We start from the raw sequence: 21,167 nt of genomic DNA, 5'->3' as shown, positions 1-21,167 counted from the left end.
TTCATCCCATCGATGCACGCAAACCCCTCCGCAGAGGCATCGAAGCCGGCCAGACCGCACAACGGACCGACCGGCATGTTCAACCCTCTCCAAGGAAACTGTCATGAAAAAGCTGTCTGTTGTTGCCATCGCCCTCTCCACCCTCGTTGCCGGCCACGCCTTCGCCGCCGATGCCTCCGTGGGCAAGACCCGCGAACAAGTCCGCGCCGAACTGATCCAGGCCCAACGCAACGGTGACCTGATCGCCGACGGCCAAACCGGTGCCCGTTACAAGGACCTCGCCCCCCACCTCTACGCCCAACCCGTGGCCGTGAGCAAGAGCCGCGCTGAGGTGAAGGCCGAGCTGGCCGAAGCCATCCGCACCGGTGACATCGTGGCCGACGGCCAGACCGGCGCCAAGGCCAACGAGCTGTTCCCAGCCCAGTACGCCCAAGCCCGCGCCGACAAGGCCGTGGCCGCCACCGCCGCCGTGGGCAAGACCCGCGCCGAAGTGAAGGCCGAGCTGGCCGAAGCCCTGCGCACGGGCGACTACGTGGCCGATGGCCAGACCGGCGCCAAGGCCAACGAACTGTTCCCCGGCAAGTACGCCCAGCCGGTGCTGGCTGAAGGCAAGACGCGCGCTGAAGTGCGCGCCGAGCTGGTCGAATCGCGCCGCGCCAACGGCGGCTAAGTGGTCGGCAGTGCGCTGAAAGCGACGCGCACGCTCAAACCCCCCGGGGGGCTGCTGGCCAAGGTCAGCAGCCCCCCGTTTTGTTGGGCGATCTGCGCCACGATCGCCAGACCCAGGCCGCTGCCGGTGGCCTCGTTCTGCGGGTTCAGGCGCACGAAGCGCTCCAGCACCCGCTGGCGATCGGCCTCGGCAATGCCGGGGCCGTTGTCGTTGACGCTCAGCTGGGCACGGCCTTCGGCTTGCTCGACGTGCAGGTCCACCCGGCTGCCCGGGGGCGTGTGGCGCAAGGCGTTGTCCACCAAGTTGTCGAGCAGCACCCGCAGGTCCTGTGGATCGGCCAGCACGGTGGCGGCCTCGCGCCTGTCCAGCCCGAGATCGATGCCACGGGCTTCGGCGCGGGCCGAAAACGCGGCCACCACGTCCGCCGCCAGTTGATCCAGCCGCAGCGGCACGGGCTGGCGCTCGCGCCCATCCGCTTCCAGCCGCGCCATCTGCAGCAGTTGCGCCACCAGGTGGGTGCTGCGGGCGATGCCCTGGTCGAGTTCATCCAGCGCGGCCTCGCGCTCGCCCGGCGGCGCGCGGCGCGTGAGCTGGGCCTGCAGCTTGACGGCCGCCAGGGGGGTGTTCAATTCATGGGCGGCGTCGGCCAGCATCTGGCGCTGGCGCGTGAGCAGGCGCGACACGCGCTCCAGCAATTGGTTGAGCGCCTGGCCCAGCGGCGCGACCTCCTCGGGCAAACCGTCCGTGGCGATCGCTTGCAGGTCTTTTTCGTCGCGCCGCCGGATGTCCTGGCCCAGCGCCTCCAGCGGCGCCAGCGCGCGGTTGACGGCCACGCGGATCAGCAGGCCGAGCAGCAGCACGAGCACCGCCACCGGCACCAGCAGCCAGGGCGCCATCTGGGCGAAGCTGCTGGCGCGGTCGCTGGCGGTCTTGGCGATCTGCACGATTTCCTCGTCGTCCACCAGCGTGTAGACCCGCCAGGCTTCGCCCGACCACTCGACGTTGTGAAAACCGGGCTCCTGCAAGGGCGGGCCGATGCCCTCGACCGAGGCGTACAACAGCTCCGCGTCGGTGGACCAGATCTGGCTGATGAAGCGGCCCAGGTCGTCCGTGACCCAGGGTGGCGGGTTGTCCTGCGGGGCCGGGCGGGCCGTGGGCCGCGGTGCCGCGTGCTCGGGTGGGTCCAGGGCCCAGCTGTGGGGGCGCACGCCGTGCCGCACCACCGAATGCGCGATCTGCTCCATGCCGAAATCGCGCACCCGGTTGAAGGCCTGCCAGGCCAGGTGGTAGGTGAAGGCGCTGACCAGCACGCTGGTGACGACCAGCGCCGTGATCTGCCAGAACAGCAGGCGCTGGCGGATCGAGTTCATGCCGCGGCGACCAGCTTGTAGCCCACGCCCCGCACGTTCTTGATCCAGGCCGCCCCCCAGTTTGCGCCGCAGGTGGTGCACGTGCACCTCCACTGCGTTGCTCGCCACCTCTTCCTGCCAGCCGTAGAGGCGGCTTTCCAGCTGTTCGCGCGAGAGCACGGTGCCCGGGTTTTCCATCAGGGCGAGCAGCAGGTCGTATTCGCGCGCGGCCAGGGTGACGGGCTGGTTGTCGAGCAGGGCCTCGCGGCGCAGCGGCCGCATGGTGAGGCGGCCGAACTGCAGCTCGGGCTGGGCGCGCCCGCTGCCCCGGCGCGCGAGCGCGTGCACGCGCGCCACCAGCTCGTCGAGGTCGAAGGGTTTGGTGAGGTAGTCGTCGGCCCCCAGGTTGAGGCCGGCCACGCGGTCGCTCACGGCGTCGCGCGCCGAGACCACCAGCACGGGTACCGGGCGGTCTTCCGAGCGCAGCCACTGCAGCAGCTGCAGGCCATCCAGCCCGGGCAAGCCGATGTCGAGCAGCAGCACGGCGTAGGTCTGTTCGCGCAGCGCGGCCTGCGTCTGCGGGCCGTCCTGCGTCCAGTCCAGGGAAAAGCCGGCCAGGCGCAGCCCGCGCTCCATGCTCCGGCCCAGCATGAGGTCGTCTTCGGCGAGTAGAACTTTCATGGTTGCGTAGTGTGAGCGAAAAGCGCGAACGCCTCTGGTACAAAGCAAAGCCCGACTCCGGAGATTTCCTTGAGCACATTCCCGCAGGTGATTCTGTTCACCGACACCGATGGCCGCGCGCGTTTTCGCGAGGCCGAGATCCCCTTGTCCGAGGGCTCGCCCGCGGCCCGGCTCTCGGCCCTGCTGCCGGCGACGGCCTGCCAGTTGCGCCAGAGCCCGGTGGGCTTTCGCAGCGAGTTCCATTGCACCGGCGATGCGCAATGGCTGTTCGTGCTGCAGGGCTGCATGGAGATCGGCCTGCAGGACGGCAGCTGGCGCGCCTTCGGGCCGGGCCAGCATTTCTACTCGGCCGACACGCTGCCCCCCGGGGCCAGCTTCGACCCCACGGTGCACGGCCACCGCAGCCGGCAGGTGGGCGACGAACCGCTGGTGACCCTGTTCGTCAGGGGCTGAGCGGGCGCGCCGTCAGAGGAACCGGTCGAGCAGCCGGCGCGAGTGCGCGTCCAGCGCGAAGCGGTCGCGCACGCCGAAGCACACACCCTGGCCGCTCAGGATCAGCAGGGCCTGGCCTTCGAGGCGGCGGATGTCGTCCTCGCTGCGCAGCACGAAGCTGGTGGGGCCGCGGTCGGTGCTCACCTGCCAGGTGCTGGGCGTGGAAAAGGTGGACACCGATTCGATGCGCTGGATCACCGGCGTGAACTCGCGTTGCACCAGTTCTTCCTGCAGCAACTGCCGCAAGTCGGCTGGCAAGGCGGAGAGGCGGTCCACCCAGACCAGTTCGTGGCCGTCGCTGCCCACCAGCGACAGGCCTTCGTCGGGCGCGCCGATGGGGAAGGCCCGCACGGGCACCACGCCCACGTGGGTCTCACCGGCGGCGTCCGTGAGCACGAGGCGGCCGAAGGGGTTGCGCTGCAGTTGCCAGGCGGGGTTCGGGGTGTTCATGCGTCGTTGTCCTCGGGCGTGTCGGCGTCGAGCAGGGCGGCGGCCTCCTGCTCCTTGCGCGCCTGCGCTTCGTACAGGCGCCAGTAGGCGCCGCGCTGCGCCATCAGTTCGTCGTGCGGGCCGATCTCCACCACCTGGCCGCGGTCCATCACCACCAGGCGGTCGGCCTTGCGCAGGGTGGAGAGCCGGTGCGCGATGGCGATGGTGGTGCGGCCCTGCACCAGGTTGTCCAGCGCCTTCTGGATTTCCTTCTCGGTCTCGGTGTCCACGGAGGAGGTGGCCTCGTCCAGGATCAGGATGCGCGGGTCGATCAGCAGCGCGCGCGCGATGCTGATGCGCTGGCGCTCGCCACCCGAGAGGCCCTGGCCGCGCTCGCCGACCAGCGAGTCGTAGCCCTGCGGCAGCCGCAGGATGAACTCGTGCGCGTGCGCGGCGCGCGCGGCGGCCACGATCTCGGCGCGCGTGGCGCCGGGTTTGCCGTAGGCGATGTTCTCGGCGATGGTGCCGAAGAACAGGAAGGGCTCCTGCAGCACCAGGCCGATGTGGCGGCGGAAGTCGGCCACGCCGACGCGGCGGATGTCGGTGCCATCGATGCGGATGGCGCCTTCACTCACGTCGTAGAAGCGGCACAGCAGGTTGACCAGGGTGCTCTTGCCCGAGCCGCTGTGGCCGACCAGGCCGATCATCTCGCCGGGGCGGATGTCCAGGCTCAGGTTGCGGATCACGGTGCGGCTGCCGTAGCGGAAGCTCACGCCTTCCATCTGCAGGCCGCCCTGCACCTGGGTCAGCGGCACCGGCTGAGCCGGCTCGGGAACGTTGGAGACGTGGTCCAGGATGTCGAAGATGCGCTTGGCGCCCGAGGCGGCCTTCTGCGTCACCGAGACGATGCGGCTCATCGAGTCGAGCCGGCCATAGAAGCGCCCGATGTAGGCGATGAAGGCGGTGAGCACGCCCACCGTGATCTCGCTCTGGCTGACCAGCCAGATGCCGAAGGCCCACACCACCAGCAGACCGATCTCGGTGAGCAGGGTGACGGTGGGGGTGAACAGCGACCAGGTCTTGTTGATGCGGTCGTTGACGGCCAGGTTGTGCTCGTTGGCCTGTTTGAAGCGCCGCGCCTCGCGGGCTTCCTGGGCGAAGGCCTTGACCACGCGGATACCGGGGATGGTGTCGGCCAGCACGTTGGTCACCTCGCCCCAGACGCGGTCGATCTTCTCGAAGCCGGTGCGCAGGCGGTCGCGCACGAGGTGGATCATCCAGCCGATGAAGGGCAGGGGCACCAGCGTGGCCAGCGCCAGCCAGGGGTTGATCGAGAACAGGATCACCGCGGTCATGGTGATCATCAGCACGTCGGTGAGGAAGTCCAGCGCGTGCAGGGACAGGAAGACGCTGATGCGGTCGGTTTCGCTGCCGATGCGCGCCATGAGGTCGCCGGTGCGTTTGCTGCTGAAGTAGTCCAGCGAAAGCTCGAGCAGGTGGTCGAAGGTGGTGGTGCGCAGGTCCGAGCTGATGCGCTCGGACACCAGGGCCAGCAACCAGGTGCGCGCCCAGCCCAGGCCCCAGGCCAGCAGGGCCGAGCCCAGCAGGCCGCTGAGCAGGGCCAGCACCAGGCCGGTGTCGATTTCCTGGCCGTTCTGGAACGGGATCAGCACCCGGTCCATCAGCGGGATGGTCAGGTAGGGCGGCACCAGCGTGGCGGCGGTGGAGGCCAGCGTGAGCAGGAAACCGGTGAGCAGCGTCCACCGGTAGGGCCGGGCGAAGCGCCACAGGCGCAGCAGCACCCAGGTGGACGGCGGGGCCTGCGGCACTTCCTGGGCGCATTCCGGGCATTCATCGCTGTCGGCCGGCAGGGTGGCCTGGCACTGGGGGCAGGTGCGGGCGGGTTCCTCGATCACCTGCTCGGACGCCTGATCCAGCTGGGCCATCAGGCGATGGAACTGGTCGACCATGCGCGCGGCCCGGGCCTGCACGCCCATGGTGAAGCGCCACACCGCGATGCGCCCCTGGGCGTCCAGCAGCTCCAGGGTGCCGACACCGGCGTGGTCGCTCAGCCGCAGCTCCATACCCGGGCTCAGTATCCACTCCTGGCCTTCGAGTGTGAACTTTTGACGGGTTAACAACAGGGTGCGCGTACGGAAATGTAAATCGCTGTCCAAGTCCAGCGCCAAGGCAACGACAGCGCTATCATCGCCCCCCAGCTGGGTTGATGCGGGCCGCAAGGCGTCCTGTGCAGGGTCGGCTCCTGGGGCTGAGGATTCAGCTGGAAAGTGTGAAAGCATGGTGAAGATGACAGCGTGGCGTCGACCGCGAGAAATGGCATGCTCCCACGGGGGAGCCTTGCATTTTCACCGATGTCGAGCCCGCGATCGTTGATGGCATTGAAGTTCTTCTGAACCCCTGATCGGTACTACACCCGGTCGCCCGAATCACGCGTCCCGCCGGAGACATGAGCTCGAAACACGACATCACGCTGCTGCGCATCAACTACCTGCGCGGCCCCAACATCTGGACGTACCGACCGGTGCTCGAAGTCTGGCTGGATCTGGGCGATCTGGAGGACTTTCCTTCCAACAAGCTGCCCGGCCTCACCGAACGCCTGGTCGAATGGCTGCCCGCCCTCGAAGAACACCACTGCGGTGTGGGTGAGCGCGGTGGCTTCATCCAGCGCCTGCGCGAGGGCACCTGGGCCGGCCACATCCTGGAACACATCGTCATCGAGCTGCTGAATCTGGCGGGCATGCCCACCGGTTTCGGCCAGACGCGCGAGACCAGCCGGCGCGGTGTCTACCGCATGGTGTTCCGCGCCCGCGACGAGGCCGTGGCCCGGGCCGCGCTCACCGAAGCGCATGCCCTGCTGCTCGCCGCCATCCGCCAGCGCGAGGACGGCGCGGCCGGCTTCGACGTGCCGGCCGCCGTGGCGCGCCTGGTCGAGCAGATCGACCGCAGCTACCTCGGCCCGAGCACCGCGTCCATCGTCGCCGCGGCTACGGACCGGGGTATCCCCCACCTGCGCCTGAACGACGGCAACCTGGTCCAGCTCGGCCAGGGCCGGCACCAGCGCCGCATCTGGACGGCCGAGACCGACCGCACCAGCGCCATCGCCGGCAACATCGCGCACGACAAGGACCTGACCAAGAGCCTGCTGGCCTCCTGCGGCGTGCCCGTGCCCGAAGGCCAGGTGGTCGACAGCCCGCAAGCCGCCTGGGAAGCCGCGCAGGAGATCGGCCTGCCGGTGGTGGTCAAACCCTCCGACGCCAACCATGGCCGTGGGGTGAGCCTGGACCTGTCGGAGCGCGAAGACATCGAAAAAGCCTTCTCGGTGGCCGACGCCGAGGGCAGTGAGGTCATGGTCGAGCGCTACGTGCTGGGCGACGAGCACCGCCTGCTGGTCGTGGGCGGCCGCGTGGTCGCGGCGGCGCGCGGTGAAAGCCTGTCGGTGGTGGGCGATGGCCGCTCCACCGTGGAACAGCTCATCGACAGCCAGCTCAACAGCGACCCGCGCCGGGGCGAGGCCGAGGAGTTCCCGCTCGAGACCATCCGCCTGGACCGCGAACCCGTCATGCGCCTGCTGCTGGAGCGCCAGGGCCTATCGGGCGAGGCCGTGCCCGCCCTGGGCCGGCGCGTGATGGTCCAGCGCAATGGCAACGTGGCGATCGACTGCACCGACGAAGTGCACCCCGAGGTGGCGCACGCCGTGACACTGGCCGCCCGCGTGGTGGGGCTGGACGTGGCCGGTGTGGACCTGGTCGCCCAGGACATTGGCCGCCCGCTGCAGGCGCAAGGCGGCGCGGTGGTGGAGGTGAACGCCGGGCCTGGGCTGCTGATGCACCTCAAGCCCGCCACCGGCCTGTCGCGCCCGGTGGGCCGTGCCATCGTGGACCACCTGTTCGACGAAGGCGGCAACGGCCGCGTGCCCATCGTGGGCGTGGCCAGCTCGCGCCATGGCAACGCCATCGCCCGGCTGGTGGGCTGGCTGCTGCACCTGAGCGGCCACCAGGTCGGCCTGGCCTGCCAGGACGGCCTGTTCCTGGGCAACCGCAAGGTCGATGCCCGGCCCAGCGCCCATTGGGAGGCCGGCCAGCGCCTGCTGATGAACCGCGAGATCGACGCCGTGGTGCTGGAGAACGGCCCCGCCGTCATCCTGGACGACGGTCTGGCCTACGACCGCTGCACCGTGGGGGTCGTGACCGATCTCGACGACTTCCAGGGCCTGGAGCGGCACGACGTGCGCAGCACCGACCAGCTCTACCGCGTGATGCGCACCCAGGTGGACGTGGTGCTGCCCGACGGCGTGGCCGTGCTCAACGCCGACGACGCCCGGGTGCTGGAGATGGTCGAGCTGTGCGATGGGGATGTGATTCTTTACGGCATGGACGCCGCCTCGCCCGCGCTGCAGAAACACCGCGAGGCGGGCTCTCGCACCGTATCGGTGTTCGAAGGCCAGCTGGTGCTGGCCGAGGGCGTGCGCAAGGCCCACCGCGTTCGGCTGGACGCACCCGTGGTGCAGGGGCTGCTGCAGTCGCTGGGCGCGCACACCTTGATGGCCGTGGCCGCCGCCGCCTGGGCGCTCGCGGTCTCGCCCGAACTGATGGCCGCCGGCATCGAGACGGCGGGTCTCGACGTCGCTCCTATCCCCGAACGGCCAGAACCGGTTACCCTGGACGCGGCGCGCTGAGCGCCGGTCCTCTCTTCATTCACTCCCAGCTTCCGTCATGGACGTTTCTCGCATCCGGACCCTGCGCGGCCCCAATCTCTGGAGCCGCCACACCTGCATCGAGGCCATCGTCTCCTGCGAACCGCACGAGATGGACCTGCAAGCCCTGCCGGATTTCGAACGGCGGCTGCGCGAGCTCTTCCCCTCCGTGGGACCCCTGGAGCCCAGCAACCCGCAAGAGCATCTGACCCTGGCCCATGTGCTGGAAGCCACCGCGCTGGCCCTGCAGGCCCAGGCGGGGTGCCCGGTCTCCTTCAGCCGCACCTCGGCCACGCTGGAGCCGGGCGTGTTCCAGGTGGTGGCGCAGTACAGCGAGGAGGTGGTGGGCCGGCTGGCCTTCGACATCGCCCGCGAACTGCTCGCCGCCGCCGGCGCGGGCGATGCCGGAAGCTACGACGTGGAGGCAGCGATCGCCCGCCTGCGCGCGCTCGACGAAGACGTGCGCCTGGGCCCCAGCACCGGCTGCATCGTGGACGCCGCCGTGGCGCGCAACATTCCCTACCGCCGCCTCACCACCGGCAGCCTGGTGCAGCTGGGCTGGGGCTCGCGCCAGCGCCGCATCTGGGCCGCCGAGGTGGACAGCACCAGCGCGGTCTCGGAGTCGATCGCCCAGGACAAGGACCTGACCAAGGCCCTGCTCGGCGCCGCCGGTGTGCCGGTGCCCGAAGGGCGGCCCGTCAGCGACGCCGACGACGCCTGGGCGGCCGCCATGGAGATCGGCCTGCCCGTGGTCGTCAAGCCGCAGGACGGCAACCAGGGCAAGGGCGTGACGGTCAACATCGTCTCGCGCGAGCACATGGACATCGCGTTCCGCGCGGCCGCCGAGATTGGCGACGTGATGGTCGAGAAATACCTGCCGGGCAGCGACTTCCGCCTGCTCGTGGTGGGCGACAAGGTGGTGGCCGCCTCGCGGCGCGAGCCACCGCACGTGATCGGCGATGGCGAGCACACCGTGCGCGAGCTGGTGGACCTGGTCAACGCCGACCCCCGGCGCGGCGACGGCCACGCCACCTCGCTGACCAAGATCCGCTTCGACGACATCGCCCTGGCGCGCCTGGACGTGCAGGGTTTGAAACCCGAGTCGGTGCCCGAGATGGGCCGCCGCGTCGTGCTGCGCAACAACGCCAACCTGAGCACCGGCGGCACCGCGACAGACGTCACCGACGACCTGCACCCGGACGTGGCCGCCCGCGCCGTGGCCGCCGCGCAGACGGTGGGCCTGGACATCTGCGGCGTCGACGTGGTCTGCGAGAACGTGCACGTGCCGCTGGAGAAGCAGCACGGTGGCGTGGTCGAGGTCAACGCCGCGCCCGGCCTGCGCATGCACCTCTCGCCGTCGTACGGCAAGGGCCGCCCGGTCGGCGAGGCCGTGATCGCCAACATGTTCGAACCCGGCGACGATGGGCGCATCCCCGTGGTCGCCGTCACCGGCACCAACGGCAAGACCACCACCACGCGGCTGATCGCGCACCTCATTGCGCACCAGCGGCATGCGCGTGGGCATGACCAACACGGACGGCGTGTACGTCGATGGCCGCCAGATCGACAGCGGCGACTGCTCGGGCCCCAAGAGCGCGCGCAACGTGCTGCTGCACCCCGACGTGGACGCCGCCGTGCTCGAAACGGCCCGCGGCGGCATGCTGCGCGAGGGCCTCGGCTTCGATCAGTGCCAGGTCGCGGTGGTGACCAACGTGGGCACCGGCGACCACCTGGGCCTGAACTACATCACCACCGTCGAAGACCTCGCGGTGCTCAAGCGCGTGATCGTGATGAACGTCGCGCCCACGGGTTACGCGGTGCTCAACGCGGCCGATCCCATCGTCGCGGCCATGGCCGCCAAGTGCACCGGCGGCGTGGTCTTCTTCGCGCAGGACCACGACCACCCCGTGCTGGCCGCGCACCGCGTGCAGGGCAAGCGCACCATTCTGCGTCGAAGGTGATCGCATCATCGTGACCGAAGGCAGCTGGCGCGTGCAGATTCCGCTGCAGGGCGTGCCCATCACGCGCGGCGGCACCATCGGCTTCCAGAAGGACAACGTCATGGCGGCCATCGGCGCGGCCTGGTGCGCCGGCCTGGATTGGGACACCATCGCGCGTGGTCTGCCAGCTTCTCCAACGACGCCGACAACGCGCCGGGCCGCTTCAACGTGATGGACTACCGCGGCGCCACCGTGATCGCCGACTACGGCCACAACCCGGACGCGATGCGCGCCCTGGTCGAGGCGGTCAACGCCATGCCCGCGCGCCGGCGCAGCGTGGTCATCAGCGGCGCGGGCGACCGCCGCGACGAAGACATCCGCGAGCAGACCACGATCCTGGGCAAGGCCTTCGACGACGTGCTGCTGTTCCAGGACGCCTGCCAGCGCGGCCGCGAAGATGGCGAGGTGCTCACGCTGCTGCGCGAGGGACTCGCCGGGGCGAGCCGCACGAAAGAGGTGTTCGAGATCCGGGGCGAATTCGTGGCCATCGACGCCGCGCTGGAGCGGTTGCAACCCGGCGACCTCTGCCTCGTGCTGGTGGACCAGGTGGAAGAGGCGCTCGCGCACCTCGCGCAGCGCATCCGCGAAGCGGGCGCCTCAGCCCGCTGAGAGGGGCAGGTCGGGCAGGCGCAGCCGCAGCAGCGCCCGCACGAAGCCGTGGTCGCTGCGGCTGCGGTCGCGGCCCTCGAACAGGTGGTCGTTGAACACCTCCACGCGCCGCACATCGCCGATCGATCGCCGGCTGGTCGCGACGAACTGCTCGCTCACCAGCAACTGGTCCAGCACCTCGGGGTAGCCCTGGTGGATGTGCGAGTACGCCACGTCGCGGCGCATCGCCGCTTCGCCTTGCACGTCCCAGGCGCTGAACAGCGCGTGGTCGAGCGCGCCCTTGTCGTAGGCCACCTGCGAGGTGGCCGCGATCAGCTGCGTCGTCACGCTGTGCGGGCCGTCGTTCAGATCGCCCATGAGCACCAGCGGCAGCTGGGTGCGGTGCAGCAGCTCGACCACCTTCAGGCGCAGCGCCAGGGCTTCGCTGGCGCGCATGACCAGCGAACGCAGCGAGGCCAGCGCCTGCACCGCCGGGTCGGCCGTGTCTTCGATGCCCACCCCGTTGGCATCTTCCAGGAACTTGGGCCGCTTGCTCTTGAGGTGCGCGGTGATCACGCACACCGGCTGGCCGTGCTTGAGGCGCAGCATCGCGATCAGCGGCGGGCGTTCGAAGCGGGTGTGCAGGCCCAGGCCAGGCACCTGCACGCGGGCCGCTTCGGGAAAGTCGTTGAGCGACTGCAGCGAATCGACCTTCAGGCGCGTCACGATGCCCACCCGGGGCGTGCCTTGCGCGCCGATCTGGCCGGGACTGTTTTCGGCACCGGGCACGGCGACGAAACCGTATTGCAGCCCGCTGCGCGCCACCGCCGTGCGCAGGGCGGCCTCGTCCCAGACCTCCTGCACCGCCAGCACGTCGGCGTTGAGGGCCCGGAACCGATCGCCCAGCCAACCCACCTTGCGCTCGAACTCGGTGTGGGTGTAAGGGTCCTGCCCTTCGTAGAAGTGGCGGCCCGGCTGGGCCAGGTTGAGCACGTTGCAGGTCGGCGATCATGAGGGTGGCATAACGTGCCGGCGCCCGCTGCGCAGCAGAGGCCGACGGGGCGCCGAGGGGGGTGGTGCGGTCAAGGGACATGACCGCACTGTAGTGGGAAAGCCGCCTTAGCGGATGCGACCGTAGTTGGTGCGCAATGGGTCGGCCTGGCCGCCACCACCGGAGTTGCGCGGGCCGTTGCCACCACGACCGCCGCCGCCCTTGCCACCGCGGTTGCCGGTGCGCATCGCATCGATGCTGGTGCGCAGCGGATCGGGCTGGCCGCCGGGGTTGGCCGCGCGTGGGCGGGGCTCCTTGATGCGCAGGCTGCCCAGGTGGGCGTTGGGGCCGGGCTGGCGCTCGGCGCCAGGTTCGCGCTCCTCGCGCGGACCACGGTCTTCACGGAAGCCGCGGTCTTCGCGCGGCGGGCGCTGGCCTTGCTGCGCACCTCCGTGGCGTTGGCCCTGGCGCTGGCCATTGCCACCGCCGCCATTGCCGTTGGCGCGCTGCGCCACCACCGTTGCCACGCCGGCTTTCACCGCGCGGGCCATCGGCCTGGCTGCCATCACCGGCCGGGCGCTGGCGCTGGCCGCCACCACCGTTGCCACGGCCTTGCGGCTCGCCGGCCTTCTTCTCGCGCACGCGCTGCAGCATCTCGGTGCGCGCGGCCTTGGCGGCCGCCGCCATCACCTCGCGGCTGGGCGGCTTGCCCGCGCCGCCCCAGATGGTCTGGCGGCCCATGGCGATGGGCTCGGCCTTCTCGCCTGGCTCTGGCATGAACTCGGGGAAGATCTGCACCGGGATCTGCTGCTTGGTGAAGCGCTCGATCTCCATCATGAAGCCTTCTTCGTCCAGGCTCACGAGGTTCACGGCTTCGCCGCTGTTGCCCGCGCGGCCGGTGCGGCCGATGCGGTGCACGTAGTCTTCGCTGACGTTGGGGATCTCGTAGTTCACGACGTGCGGCAGCTCGTCGATGTCGATGCCGCGCGCGGCGATGTCGGTCGCGACCAGGGCGCGGATCTCGCCACTCTTGAAGCCGGCCAGCGCCTGGGTGCGGGCACCCTGGCTCTTGTTGCCGTGCAGCGCCATCGCGTGGATGCCGTTCTTGGTGAGGTACTCGGCGACGTTGTTGGCGCCGAACTTGGTGCGCGTGAACACCAGCACCTGGCTCCAGTTGTGCTGGTTGATGATGTGGACCAGCAGGGCCTTCTTCTTGCCTCGGCCCACGGGGTGGATCACCTGGGTGATGCGCTGCACCGTGGTGTTGCGAGGAGTGACCTGGATGTGCAGCGGGTCCTTGAGCAGGGCGCTGGCGAGGTCGCGGATCTCGTCGCTGAAGGTGGCCGAGAACAGCAGGCTCTGCTTTTCCTTGGGCACCAGCGCGAGGATCTTCTTCACGTCGTGGATGAAGCCCATGTCGAGCATGCGGTCGGCTTCGTCCAGCACCAGCATCTGCACGGTGGAGAGGTCGAGGAAGCCTTGCTGCTGCAGGTCGAGCAGTCGGCCGGGGGTGCGCACCAGGATGTCGACGCCGCGCTTCATGGCGTTGATCTGCGGGTTCATGCCGACGCCGCCGAAGACGACGGTGGAGGTCAGCGAAAGGTGTTTGCCGTACACGCGCACCGACTCTTCGACCTGGGCGGCGAGTTCGCGGGTGGGGGTGAGCACCAGGGCACGGATGCCCACGCCGCCAAAGCGGCTCTTGGCGCGCTCGCTGCCGGAGAGGCGTTGCAGCAGCGGGAGGGTGAAGGCGGCGGTCTTGCCGGTGCCCGTCTGGGCGCCACCGAGCAGGTCGCGGCCGGCCAGCACGGCGGGGATGGCCTCCACCTGGATGGGGGTGGGGGTTTCGTAACCGTGCTCGCGCACGGCTTGCACGATGGCCGGGGCCAGGTTCAGATCGTCAAAGGTCATGTAGATGAGGCGCCCGTCCAGGGCGCTGGGGGCATCGGCCACTCCGGATGTCGCGGCCTGGTTGGCTGCGGCGCCCGGTCAGTCTGGGGCAGATGGATTCAGGAAGTCGGTGGCCGCAAGCGGGTTGCGCACACCCCGGCGAAGTGCCGGCGCCGAGCCAACTGAAGTGCCCGACAGGGTCTATTGTCGCACGATCGGGGCTTTGCCGCCGTCAACCGCCGCTCAAAAGCGGTCCATGGGTGTCTGAGGGGATAATCATGGGTTGCGCGGCCGTCCTGGCTGCAGATTCTTCAGGCAGAACATTCCCATGGCTCAATACGTCTTTTCCATGAACCGGGTCGGCAAGATCGTGCCGCCCAAGCGACAGATCCTCAAGGACATCTCGCTCTCGTTCTTCCCGGGCGCCAAGATCGGCGTGCTGGGCACCAACGGTTCGGGCAAGTCCACGCTGCTCAAGATCATGGCCGGCATCGACAAGGAGATCGAAGGCGAAGCGATCCCGATGCCGGGCATCCGCATCGGCTACCTGCCCCAGGAACCCCAGCTCGACCCCGAGCAGAACGTGCGCGAGGCGGTCGAGGCCAGCATGAGCGGTGTGCGCGCCGCGCAGAAGCGCCTGGACGAGGTCTACGCGGCCTATGCCGAGGAAGACGCCGACTTCGACGCCCTGGCCGCCGAGCAGGCGCAGCTCGAAGCCATCATCGCGACCTCGGGCACCGACGGCGAACACCAGCTCGAAATCGCGGCCGACGCGCTGCGCCTGCCGCCCTGGGACGCCAAGATCGGCGTGCTCTCCGGCGGTGAGAAGCGCCGCGTGGCGCTGTGCTGCCTGCTGCTGTCCAAGCCCGACATGCTGTTGCTCGACGAACCGACCAACCACTTGGACGCCGAATCGGTGGACTGGCTCGAGCAGTTCCTGCAACGCTTCCCCGGCACCGTGGTGGCGATCACCCACGATCGCTACTTCCTGGACAACGCGGCCGAGTGGATTCTCGAACTCGACCGCGGCCACGGCATTCCCTACAAGGGCAACTACTCCACCTGGCTGGAGCAGAAGGAAGCCCGCCTGGAGCAGGAGCAGCGCACCGAAGACGCCCGCACCAAGGCCATGAAGAAGGAACTGGAGTGGGTGCGCCAGAACCCCAAGGGCCGCCAGGCCAAGAGCAAGGCGCGCCTGGCCCGTTTCGAAGAGCTGAGCGACGTCGAGTACCAGAAGCGCAACGAAACCAACGAGATCTTCATTCCCGTGGCCGAGCGCCTGGGCAACGAGGTGTTCGAGTTCAAGAACGTCAGCAAGTCCTTCGGTGACCGCCTGCTGATCGACAACCTGAGCTTCCAGATCCCCGCGGGCGCCATCGTCGGCATCATCGGCCCCAACGGCGCGGGCAAGTCCACGCTGTTCAAGCTGATCAGCGGCAAGGAACAGCCGGACTCCGGCGAAGTGAAGATCGGCCAGACCGTGAAGATGGCCTTCGTCGACCAGAGCCGCGAAGGCCTGGACGGCGACAAGACCGTGTGGGAAGACATCTCCGGCGGCCTAGACATGATCACCGTGGGCAAGTTCCAGATGCCCAGCCGCGCGTACTGCGGGCGCTTCAACTTCTCCGGCGGCGACCAGCAAAAGCGCGTGGGCAGCCTCTCGGGCGGTGAACGCGGTCGCCTGCACCTGGCCAAGACGCTGGCCGAGGGCGGCAACGTGCTGCTGCTGGACGAACCCTCGAACGACCTGGACGTGGAAACCCTGCGCGCGCTCGAAGACGCGCTGCTCGAGTTCGCCGGTTGCGCGCTGGTCATCAGCCACGATCGCTGGTTCCTCGACCGCATCGCCACCCACATTCTGGCCGCCGAAGGCGACAGCCAGTGGGTGTTCTTCAACGGCAACTACCAGGAGTACGAAGCCGACAAGAAGAAGCGCCTGGGTGAAGAGGGTGCCAAGCCCAAGCGCATGCGCTTCAAAGCCTTGAAGTAAGCCCACCCCCGCGCCGGCCCGATGCTCGGGCCGTCACCCCCTCAAGGGGGCAATGCCTGCGGGCCGGGGGACCCGGACCCGCGGCATTCTGGACCAGCACCACCTCTTCTTCCCGACATGTCCACTTTGACCGCCGAAGACGTTCTTGCCGCCACGCGCCACTGGATCGAGAAGGCCGTCATCGGCCTGAACCTGTGTCCGTTCGCGCGCGCGGTGTACGTGAAGAACCAGGTGCGCATCGTGGTGAGCACGGCGCGGCACCTGGACGCCTTCCTGGACGATCTCGACCGCGAGCTCGACCTGCTGGTGAACACGCCGGCCGAAGAGATCGACACCACCCTGCTGGTGCATGCCACGCTGTTCCCCGATTTCGAGGTCTTCAACGACTTCCTCAACGTGGTGGACGACGTGGTGGCCGAGCACGAGCTCGAAGGGGTGATCCAGGTGGCGCCGTTTCACCCTTTGTTTCAATTCGAGGGCACGGCGCCGGACGACGTGACCAACGCCACCAACCGCGCGCCGTTTCCCACGCTGCACCTGCTGCGCGAGGACAGCGTCGAGCGCGCGATCGAGACCGCCGGCGGTGACGCCGACGCCATCGTCGAGCGCAACTTGCAGACCCTGCGCGAGCTGGGCGCCGATGGCTGGCGCGCATTGATGGCTGAGCGGTGAACGCCAGGCCTTTCCGGCCTACTTTTGCGCTATGGTGACGGCACCCTCCTGCCGATAATGTGCAGAACCCTTTCCGTTTTCTTCCCCGCTCACGAAGGATACCGGCTGCATGGACGCCAGCAACACCCAGGCCTTTGACGCCTGCCTCCGCGAAGCCCTGGCGCAGACCCGCGAGTGGGTGCCGCGCTGGCTGGGCAAGCTGCACAGCACCCTCAAGGACCGCGAGCTCTCGGCCGGCCAGCTCAGCGAGAAGCAGGGCATGCTGCAGGCCCGCACCACGCTGGAGTCGCACCGCGACCTGATCGCCACCCGTTTTCTCGCCGCGTTCGCCGAGTCGATGGAGAACGCCCTGCCGCACACCGGCACCGGTTCGCGCCGCTCGCCCACCGTGAGTTTCGACGAGCTCGAACTCATGGGCGACGACCAGGTGCAGGAAACCGTGGAGCTCGCCCGCGTGCAGCAGGTCGTCAAGATGGCGGTGGACGAAGAGCTGGTCACGCTGACCTCGCGCATGAGTGGCGCCCAGGGTCTCACGGTCGTGAACCCCGAGGCCAACCCCCTGCGGGTCGAGGTGATCGTGGCCGCGCTGATGACGGCGCTCAAGGGCCTGCATGTGGAAGCCGCGGTGCGCACGCGCTGGCTGCAGGTCGGCGCCATGTCGCTCGGCGACGAGCTGCGCCACCTGTACGCCTATTTGAGCAAGCAACTCGATCGTGCGGGCGTGAAGCCGGCCGGTTACGTGGTGACGCAGACCGCGGCGCCTCGCCGGTCGGTCGCGGTGGCGCAGCCCGCGGGACGAAGCGGTCTCGGTGCAGGAAGTGCTGGTCAACGACAACCTGCTCACGCTCGACCATCTCCACCAGTTGCTGGTCGGCAACCTCGACCTCAACGAGAAGTCCAACAGCAAGACGGCGGTGTCGGACAACGTCATGGGCCGCACGCTGGCCAGCGAGGTGGTCACCCTCATGCTCAAGCGCATCGCGGCCGACGAGCGCCTGCTCGCGCCGGTGCGCAACCTGGTGCAGGACATGAAGCCCGCGCTGCTGCAGCTGGCGCGCAGCGAGCCGCGCTTCTTCGCCGACAAGCAGAACCCCGCGCGCCGCCTGCTCGACGCCATCACCGAGCGCAGCCTGGCCTTCACCAGCGAGATGGACCCGGGCTACAACCCGTTCTCCAACCAGGTGCGCGGCATCGTGCGCACCCTGCTCAAGCCGGGCGAGGACCTTGCCGAGCGCTTCCCCAGCCTGCTCGCGGACCTGCACCGTTCGCAAGCGGAGTCCGTGGCGCCCGCGCAGGTTCAGGCGCGTGGCCTGGCGGTGCAGACGCTGGTGCGCGTGGAGCAGCGCAATCTGCTGGCCGAACGCGTGGCGGCCGAGATCCGCGCGCGCAACGACTTCGACAAAGCGCCGGGTGTGGTGCGGCGCTTCCTCACCGGCCCCTGGTCGCAGGTGGTGGCGCAGGCGCGGCTGGAGATGTCCGAGTCTTCACCCGTGTCGCCGGTCGACTCGCCCGCGCGGCGCTACAGCGACATCCTGCCCGACCTGCTGTGGTCCAGCCAGCTGGCGCTGGCCAGCCTGAACAGGCCGCGCCTGGTCAAGGTCATCCCCGGCGTGCTGCGCACGCTGCGCGAAGGCCTGGACTCCATCGACTACCCGCGCGAGCAGACCGAGGCGTTTTTCCAGGCGCTCATGGGCCTGCACGAGGCGGCCTACAAGACCCAGCGCAGCAGCCAGGAGCCGCCGCCCGAGGAAGAACAGCCCAGCATCCAGCCGGAGATGGACGACGAGCCCTGGATGCAGCGCACCGAGGCGCGCGATTCCTGCCTGATGGACGACGTGCTGCTCGACTCTCAGCTGACCTCCACCCAGCCGGCGTTTCTCGAAACCCGGCCCATGCAGCGGCAGCGCGACTGGGCCGAGGTCAAGGCCGAGATGGCGGTGCAGCGCACCTCGGACCTGCCCGTGGGCTCCTGGGTCGATGTGCTGCAGGACGGTCAGGCCATGCGCTGGCAGATCACCTGGGCCAGCCCGCACGGCACGCTGTTCCTGTTCACCGGCGCGAACGGCCGTTCGCTGTCCATGACCAAGCGTGGGCTCGAACGCCTGCTGGAACAGGACCGCCTGCGCGTGGTGGCCGACCACGGCGTGGTGGACGAGGCCCTGGACGAGGTGGCTCGCCAGGCCTGGCTCAACAGCGCCATGGCGCAGGACAAAAAAGGCCCCTGAGGAACGGCCCTCAAGCCTTGCGCAGCAGCTTCTTGCGCACCAGGTGGATGTTGTTGCGCAACGCGTAGAGCTCGTCGGTGTACGACAGCGGCACCACCACCTTTTCCACCTTGGCCTCCATCGCGTTCAGCTGCTCCAGCAGCTCCTGCGCGCTCTCGTCGCTGTTTTCGCTGCGCTGCTCCACGTCGCGCAGTTCGGCGTACCAGCGGAACACGCGCTTGCGGATGCGGAAGGTGTAGAGCGGCGGCACGATGCGCGAGAGCGGCAGCGCCAGCGCGATGATCAGGCCCATCGCCAGCCACATGCGCTCGATCAGGTTGCGCCAGCCAGAACGGCAGGTAGCGCTGCAGGAAGGGCTGCGTGCCGCCCTTGATGGCGCGCTGCGCCTCGGGCGCGATGGGCACCTCGCTGTGCTCCAGGCTGGGGTACTCGCGCGCCCGGCTGAACCAGCTCGCACCGCTGTGCAGGCTGATGGCGGTCTGCGCGAACAGCTGCAGGATGGCCGGGTGCGTGTTCGCCTGCGCGAGCAGGCTGGTGGTGGACGCCACCAGGCGCACGTTGCGCGGCGGGATGTTGTTGGCCAGGTCCACCATGCCCTGCGGCATCACCACGGGGGTGAGGTAGCCGAAGCGGCGCGAGTAGGCCTCGCTTTGCGCGAAGTCCAGCAGGCGCACGCCGGGCGTCTGCAGCAGCATCTGCACCATCAGCGATTCGGGCGCCGAGGCGAACACCACGGCATCGAGCTCGCCGTTGAGAAAGGCCACCGTGGCGGGTGTCTGCTCCAGCTGGCTGAGCGTCATCTCGGAGGCGTTGAGGCGGTTCACGTCCAGCAGCGTGGAGAACAGGCGCGGCACGCCGCTGCCCGGCGTGCCCACGTTCACGCGCCAGCCCTTGAGTTCGGAGAGCTTGCTCACGGTAGGCGACTTGCGCAGGCGCTTGGCGGCGTCCTCCCGGTAGAACAGCCAGAGCGGTTCCACGAACAGGCTGCCCAGGGAGGTGATGGAATCTTCGTCGTCGTAGCCGATGTCGGCCGTGCCGCCCTGCACGAAACCCAGGTCGGCCTGGCCGGTGCGCAGCAGCTCCAGGTTGGCGGACGAACCTTCGGAGGGCAGCAGCTCGACCGTGATGCCGTTGCGCGCGAGCGCCTCGGCGTAGCGTTTGCCGAAGGCTTCGTAGGCGCTTTGCGCGGGCCCGGTGGCCAGCACCACGCGGTCCGGCGGGTTGGGCTTGAGCCACCAGTAGGTGAAACAGAGCAGGGCGACCGTGAGGATGGCGAACGGGCCGGCAGACAGCAGCATCTCGCGCAGGGAGAGCAGGGTGTATCGCAGGGTCTTGGGCATGGCGCGACATTAGCATGCCGACCCCCTGCGCCTGCTGTGACAGGATGTTCGGCCGGTGTCCGCTTTTCTCCTGGCGGAATCCGCCCAATCTCGCTTTGACGCCCTGGAACGCGCTTCCTACGATGGGCTCCATCGCTGCCTGTGGCGCAGCAGATTCCAACGGAGACACCATGAAGACCCTCGCCTGCGGCGCATTCGCCGCGATCCTCGCCTGCGGTGCCGCGCACGCGCAGCAGGATTTCCCGAACCGCAACGTGACCCTGGTGGTGGGCTACGCCGCCGGTGGCGCGATCGACCAGTCGGCCCGCCTGGTGGGCCAGGCGCTGGCCGCGCAGTGGGGGCAGTCGGTGATCGTGGAGAACCGCGCCGGTGCCAATGGCACCATCGCCGCGGCGGCGGTGGCCCATGCCAAGCCCGATGGCTACACCCTGCTGGTCACGGCCACCAGCCACACGCTCAACAAGTTCGTGGTCAAGGGCCTGCGCTACGACGTCGAAAAGTCGTTCGCACCCATCGCGCTCACCGTCGATGTGCCCAACGTGCTGGTGGTGAACGCCGCTTCGCCCTACCAGAACGTGGGCCAGCTGGTCGCCGCCCTGCGCGCGAAGCAGAAGTCCTTCAGCTACGCCTCGCAGGGCGTCGGGGGCATTCCGCACCTGGCCGGCGAGATCTTCAAGTTGCGCACCGGCACCGACATGCTGCACGTGCCCTACAAAGGCGCGGCACCGGGCATGACCGACCTGGTGGGTGGCGTGGTCGACATGTCGTTCCCGTCGCCTGGCTCGATCACGGCCTTCGTCACGGCGGGCAAGCTGCGCCCGCTCGCGGTCACGTCCAGCCAGCGCTTCCCTCACCTCAAGGACGTGCCCACTTTCGCCGAAGCCGGCATCGCCGACTTCACCATCGGCACCTGGCACGGCGTGCTCGCGCCGGCCGGTACGCCGCCCGCGATCGTGGCGAAGATCAACGCCGACATCAACGCGATCATCCAGACGCCCGAGTTCCGCGACGCCCTGGCCAAGCAGGGCAACGTCGCGGCCCAGCCGGTGACGCCGGCGCAGTTCGCCGCCAAGCTCGCCGGCGAACTCAAGGCCTTCGAGGCCGTGGCTGCGAAGATCGACCTGAGCGCGAACTGA

At 69.0% G+C, this 21,167-nt stretch carries 10 protein-coding genes and 5 pseudogenes; 9 read left to right on the top strand and 6 right to left on the bottom strand.

Annotated elements, in window-relative coordinates:
* The first annotated feature begins 103 nt into the window (after nt 1–103).
* The gene (locus ACFJI0_RS15935; protein WP_382321042.1) at nt 104–670 is read left to right on the top strand and encodes a DUF4148 domain-containing protein; all 567 of its coding nucleotides are present in this window, start codon (nt 104–106) and stop codon (nt 668–670) included.
* Here the strand turns inward: ACFJI0_RS15935 and ACFJI0_RS15930 are convergent.
* The gene (locus tag ACFJI0_RS15930) at nt 667–2,700 is read right to left on the bottom strand and encodes a response regulator (protein ID WP_382321039.1); all 2,034 of its coding nucleotides are present in this window, start codon (nt 2,698–2,700) and stop codon (nt 667–669) included. The genes ACFJI0_RS15935 and ACFJI0_RS15930 overlap by 4 nt on opposite strands.
* A 69-nt stretch (nt 2,701–2,769) precedes the next feature.
* Here ACFJI0_RS15930 and ACFJI0_RS15925 point away from each other — a divergent pair, with 69 nt between their 5' ends.
* A complete protein-coding gene (locus ACFJI0_RS15925; RefSeq protein ID WP_382321037.1) occupies nt 2,770–3,153 on the top strand; it encodes a hypothetical protein in 384 nt (127 codons plus the stop codon).
* Between the two features lie 12 nt (nt 3,154–3,165).
* On the opposite strand, the gene ACFJI0_RS15920 is transcribed toward ACFJI0_RS15925, so the two are convergent.
* Nucleotides 3,166–3,642 (bottom strand): DUF1854 domain-containing protein, encoded by a 477-nt coding sequence (locus tag ACFJI0_RS15920; protein ID WP_382321035.1) that lies wholly within the window; start codon nt 3,640–3,642, stop codon nt 3,166–3,168.
* Nucleotides 3,639–5,921 (bottom strand): ABC transporter transmembrane domain-containing protein, encoded by a 2,283-nt coding sequence (locus tag ACFJI0_RS15915; RefSeq protein ID WP_382321032.1) that lies wholly within the window; start codon nt 5,919–5,921, stop codon nt 3,639–3,641. Before ACFJI0_RS15915 ends, ACFJI0_RS15920 begins: the two co-directional genes overlap by 4 nt.
* A 167-nt stretch (nt 5,922–6,088) precedes the next feature.
* Here ACFJI0_RS15915 and cphA (ACFJI0_RS15910) point away from each other — a divergent pair, with 167 nt between their 5' ends.
* The gene (cphA, locus tag ACFJI0_RS15910; protein ID WP_382321030.1) at nt 6,089–8,317 is read left to right on the top strand and encodes a cyanophycin synthetase; all 2,229 of its coding nucleotides are present in this window, start codon (nt 6,089–6,091) and stop codon (nt 8,315–8,317) included.
* Between the two features lie 37 nt (nt 8,318–8,354).
* Nucleotides 8,355–10,944, top strand: a pseudogene (gene cphA, locus ACFJI0_RS15905) (cyanophycin synthetase).
* On the opposite strand, the pseudogene ACFJI0_RS15900 reads toward cphA (ACFJI0_RS15905), so the two are convergent.
* Nucleotides 10,933–11,935 (bottom strand): annotated as a pseudogene (locus ACFJI0_RS15900) (endonuclease/exonuclease/phosphatase family protein). The pseudogenes cphA (ACFJI0_RS15905) and ACFJI0_RS15900 sit on opposite strands and share 12 nt — an antisense overlap.
* A 107-nt stretch (nt 11,936–12,042) precedes the next feature.
* Nucleotides 12,043–13,825: pseudogene (locus tag ACFJI0_RS15895) on the bottom strand (DEAD/DEAH box helicase).
* A 307-nt stretch (nt 13,826–14,132) separates the two neighbouring features.
* Here ACFJI0_RS15895 and ettA point away from each other — a divergent pair.
* From ettA to ACFJI0_RS15875, 4 genes and pseudogenes are all read left to right on the top strand, one after another.
* Entirely contained in the window at nt 14,133–15,794 is a 1,662-nt protein-coding gene (gene ettA / locus ACFJI0_RS15890) for an energy-dependent translational throttle protein EttA (RefSeq protein WP_291121668.1), read from the top strand.
* 117 nt (nt 15,795–15,911) lie between these two features.
* Nucleotides 15,912–16,466: a DUF1415 domain-containing protein gene (locus ACFJI0_RS15885; RefSeq protein ID WP_382321028.1), complete on the top strand. Its 555-nt coding sequence runs from the start codon at nt 15,912–15,914 to the stop codon at nt 16,464–16,466.
* Nucleotides 16,467–16,575: 109 nt separating this feature from the next.
* Nucleotides 16,576–17,616 (top strand): annotated as a pseudogene (locus tag ACFJI0_RS15880) (DUF1631 family protein); the annotation flags it as partial.
* Nucleotides 17,615–18,691, top strand: coding sequence for a DUF1631 family protein (locus ACFJI0_RS15875; RefSeq protein WP_382325683.1), 1,077 nt, complete (start codon nt 17,615–17,617; stop codon nt 18,689–18,691). The pseudogene ACFJI0_RS15880 and the gene ACFJI0_RS15875, both read left to right, overlap by 2 nt.
* Before the next feature lie 10 nt (nt 18,692–18,701).
* On the opposite strand, the pseudogene ACFJI0_RS15870 reads toward ACFJI0_RS15875, so the two are convergent.
* A pseudogene (locus tag ACFJI0_RS15870) lies at nt 18,702–20,031 on the bottom strand (TAXI family TRAP transporter solute-binding subunit).
* 170 nt (nt 20,032–20,201) lie between these two features.
* On the opposite strand from ACFJI0_RS15870, the gene ACFJI0_RS15865 reads away from it, so the two are divergent.
* Nucleotides 20,202–21,167: a Bug family tripartite tricarboxylate transporter substrate binding protein gene (locus ACFJI0_RS15865; protein ID WP_382321026.1), complete on the top strand. Its 966-nt coding sequence runs from the start codon at nt 20,202–20,204 to the stop codon at nt 21,165–21,167.

This window comes from Hydrogenophaga sp. UC242_53, assembly GCF_042696965.1.
In the GTDB taxonomy this organism is placed as follows: Bacteria; Pseudomonadota; Gammaproteobacteria; order Burkholderiales; family Burkholderiaceae_C; genus Hydrogenophaga.
This window is presented reverse-complemented; position numbering and strand designations above follow the sequence as displayed.

Excerpts from the sequence above, each read along its gene's own strand:
- ACFJI0_RS15935 (WP_382321042.1), top strand. The coding sequence starts at position 104 with ATGAAAAAGCTGTCTGTTGTTGCCATCGCCCTCTCCACCCTCGTTGCC.
- ACFJI0_RS15930 (WP_382321039.1), bottom strand. The coding sequence starts at position 2,700 with ATGAAAGTTCTACTCGCCGAAGACGACCTCATGCTGGGCCGGAGCATG.
- ACFJI0_RS15920 (WP_382321035.1), bottom strand. The coding sequence starts at position 3,642 with ATGAACACCCCGAACCCCGCCTGGCAACTGCAGCGCAACCCCTTCGGC.
- ACFJI0_RS15915 (WP_382321032.1), bottom strand. The coding sequence starts at position 5,921 with ATGCTTTCACACTTTCCAGCTGAATCCTCAGCCCCAGGAGCCGACCCT.
- cphA (WP_382321030.1), top strand. The coding sequence starts at position 6,089 with ATGAGCTCGAAACACGACATCACGCTGCTGCGCATCAACTACCTGCGC.
- ettA (WP_291121668.1), top strand. The coding sequence starts at position 14,133 with ATGGCTCAATACGTCTTTTCCATGAACCGGGTCGGCAAGATCGTGCCG.
- ACFJI0_RS15885 (WP_382321028.1), top strand. The coding sequence starts at position 15,912 with ATGTCCACTTTGACCGCCGAAGACGTTCTTGCCGCCACGCGCCACTGG.
- ACFJI0_RS15875 (WP_382325683.1), top strand. The coding sequence starts at position 17,615 with ATGGACCCGGGCTACAACCCGTTCTCCAACCAGGTGCGCGGCATCGTG.
- ACFJI0_RS15865 (WP_382321026.1), top strand. The coding sequence starts at position 20,202 with ATGAAGACCCTCGCCTGCGGCGCATTCGCCGCGATCCTCGCCTGCGGT.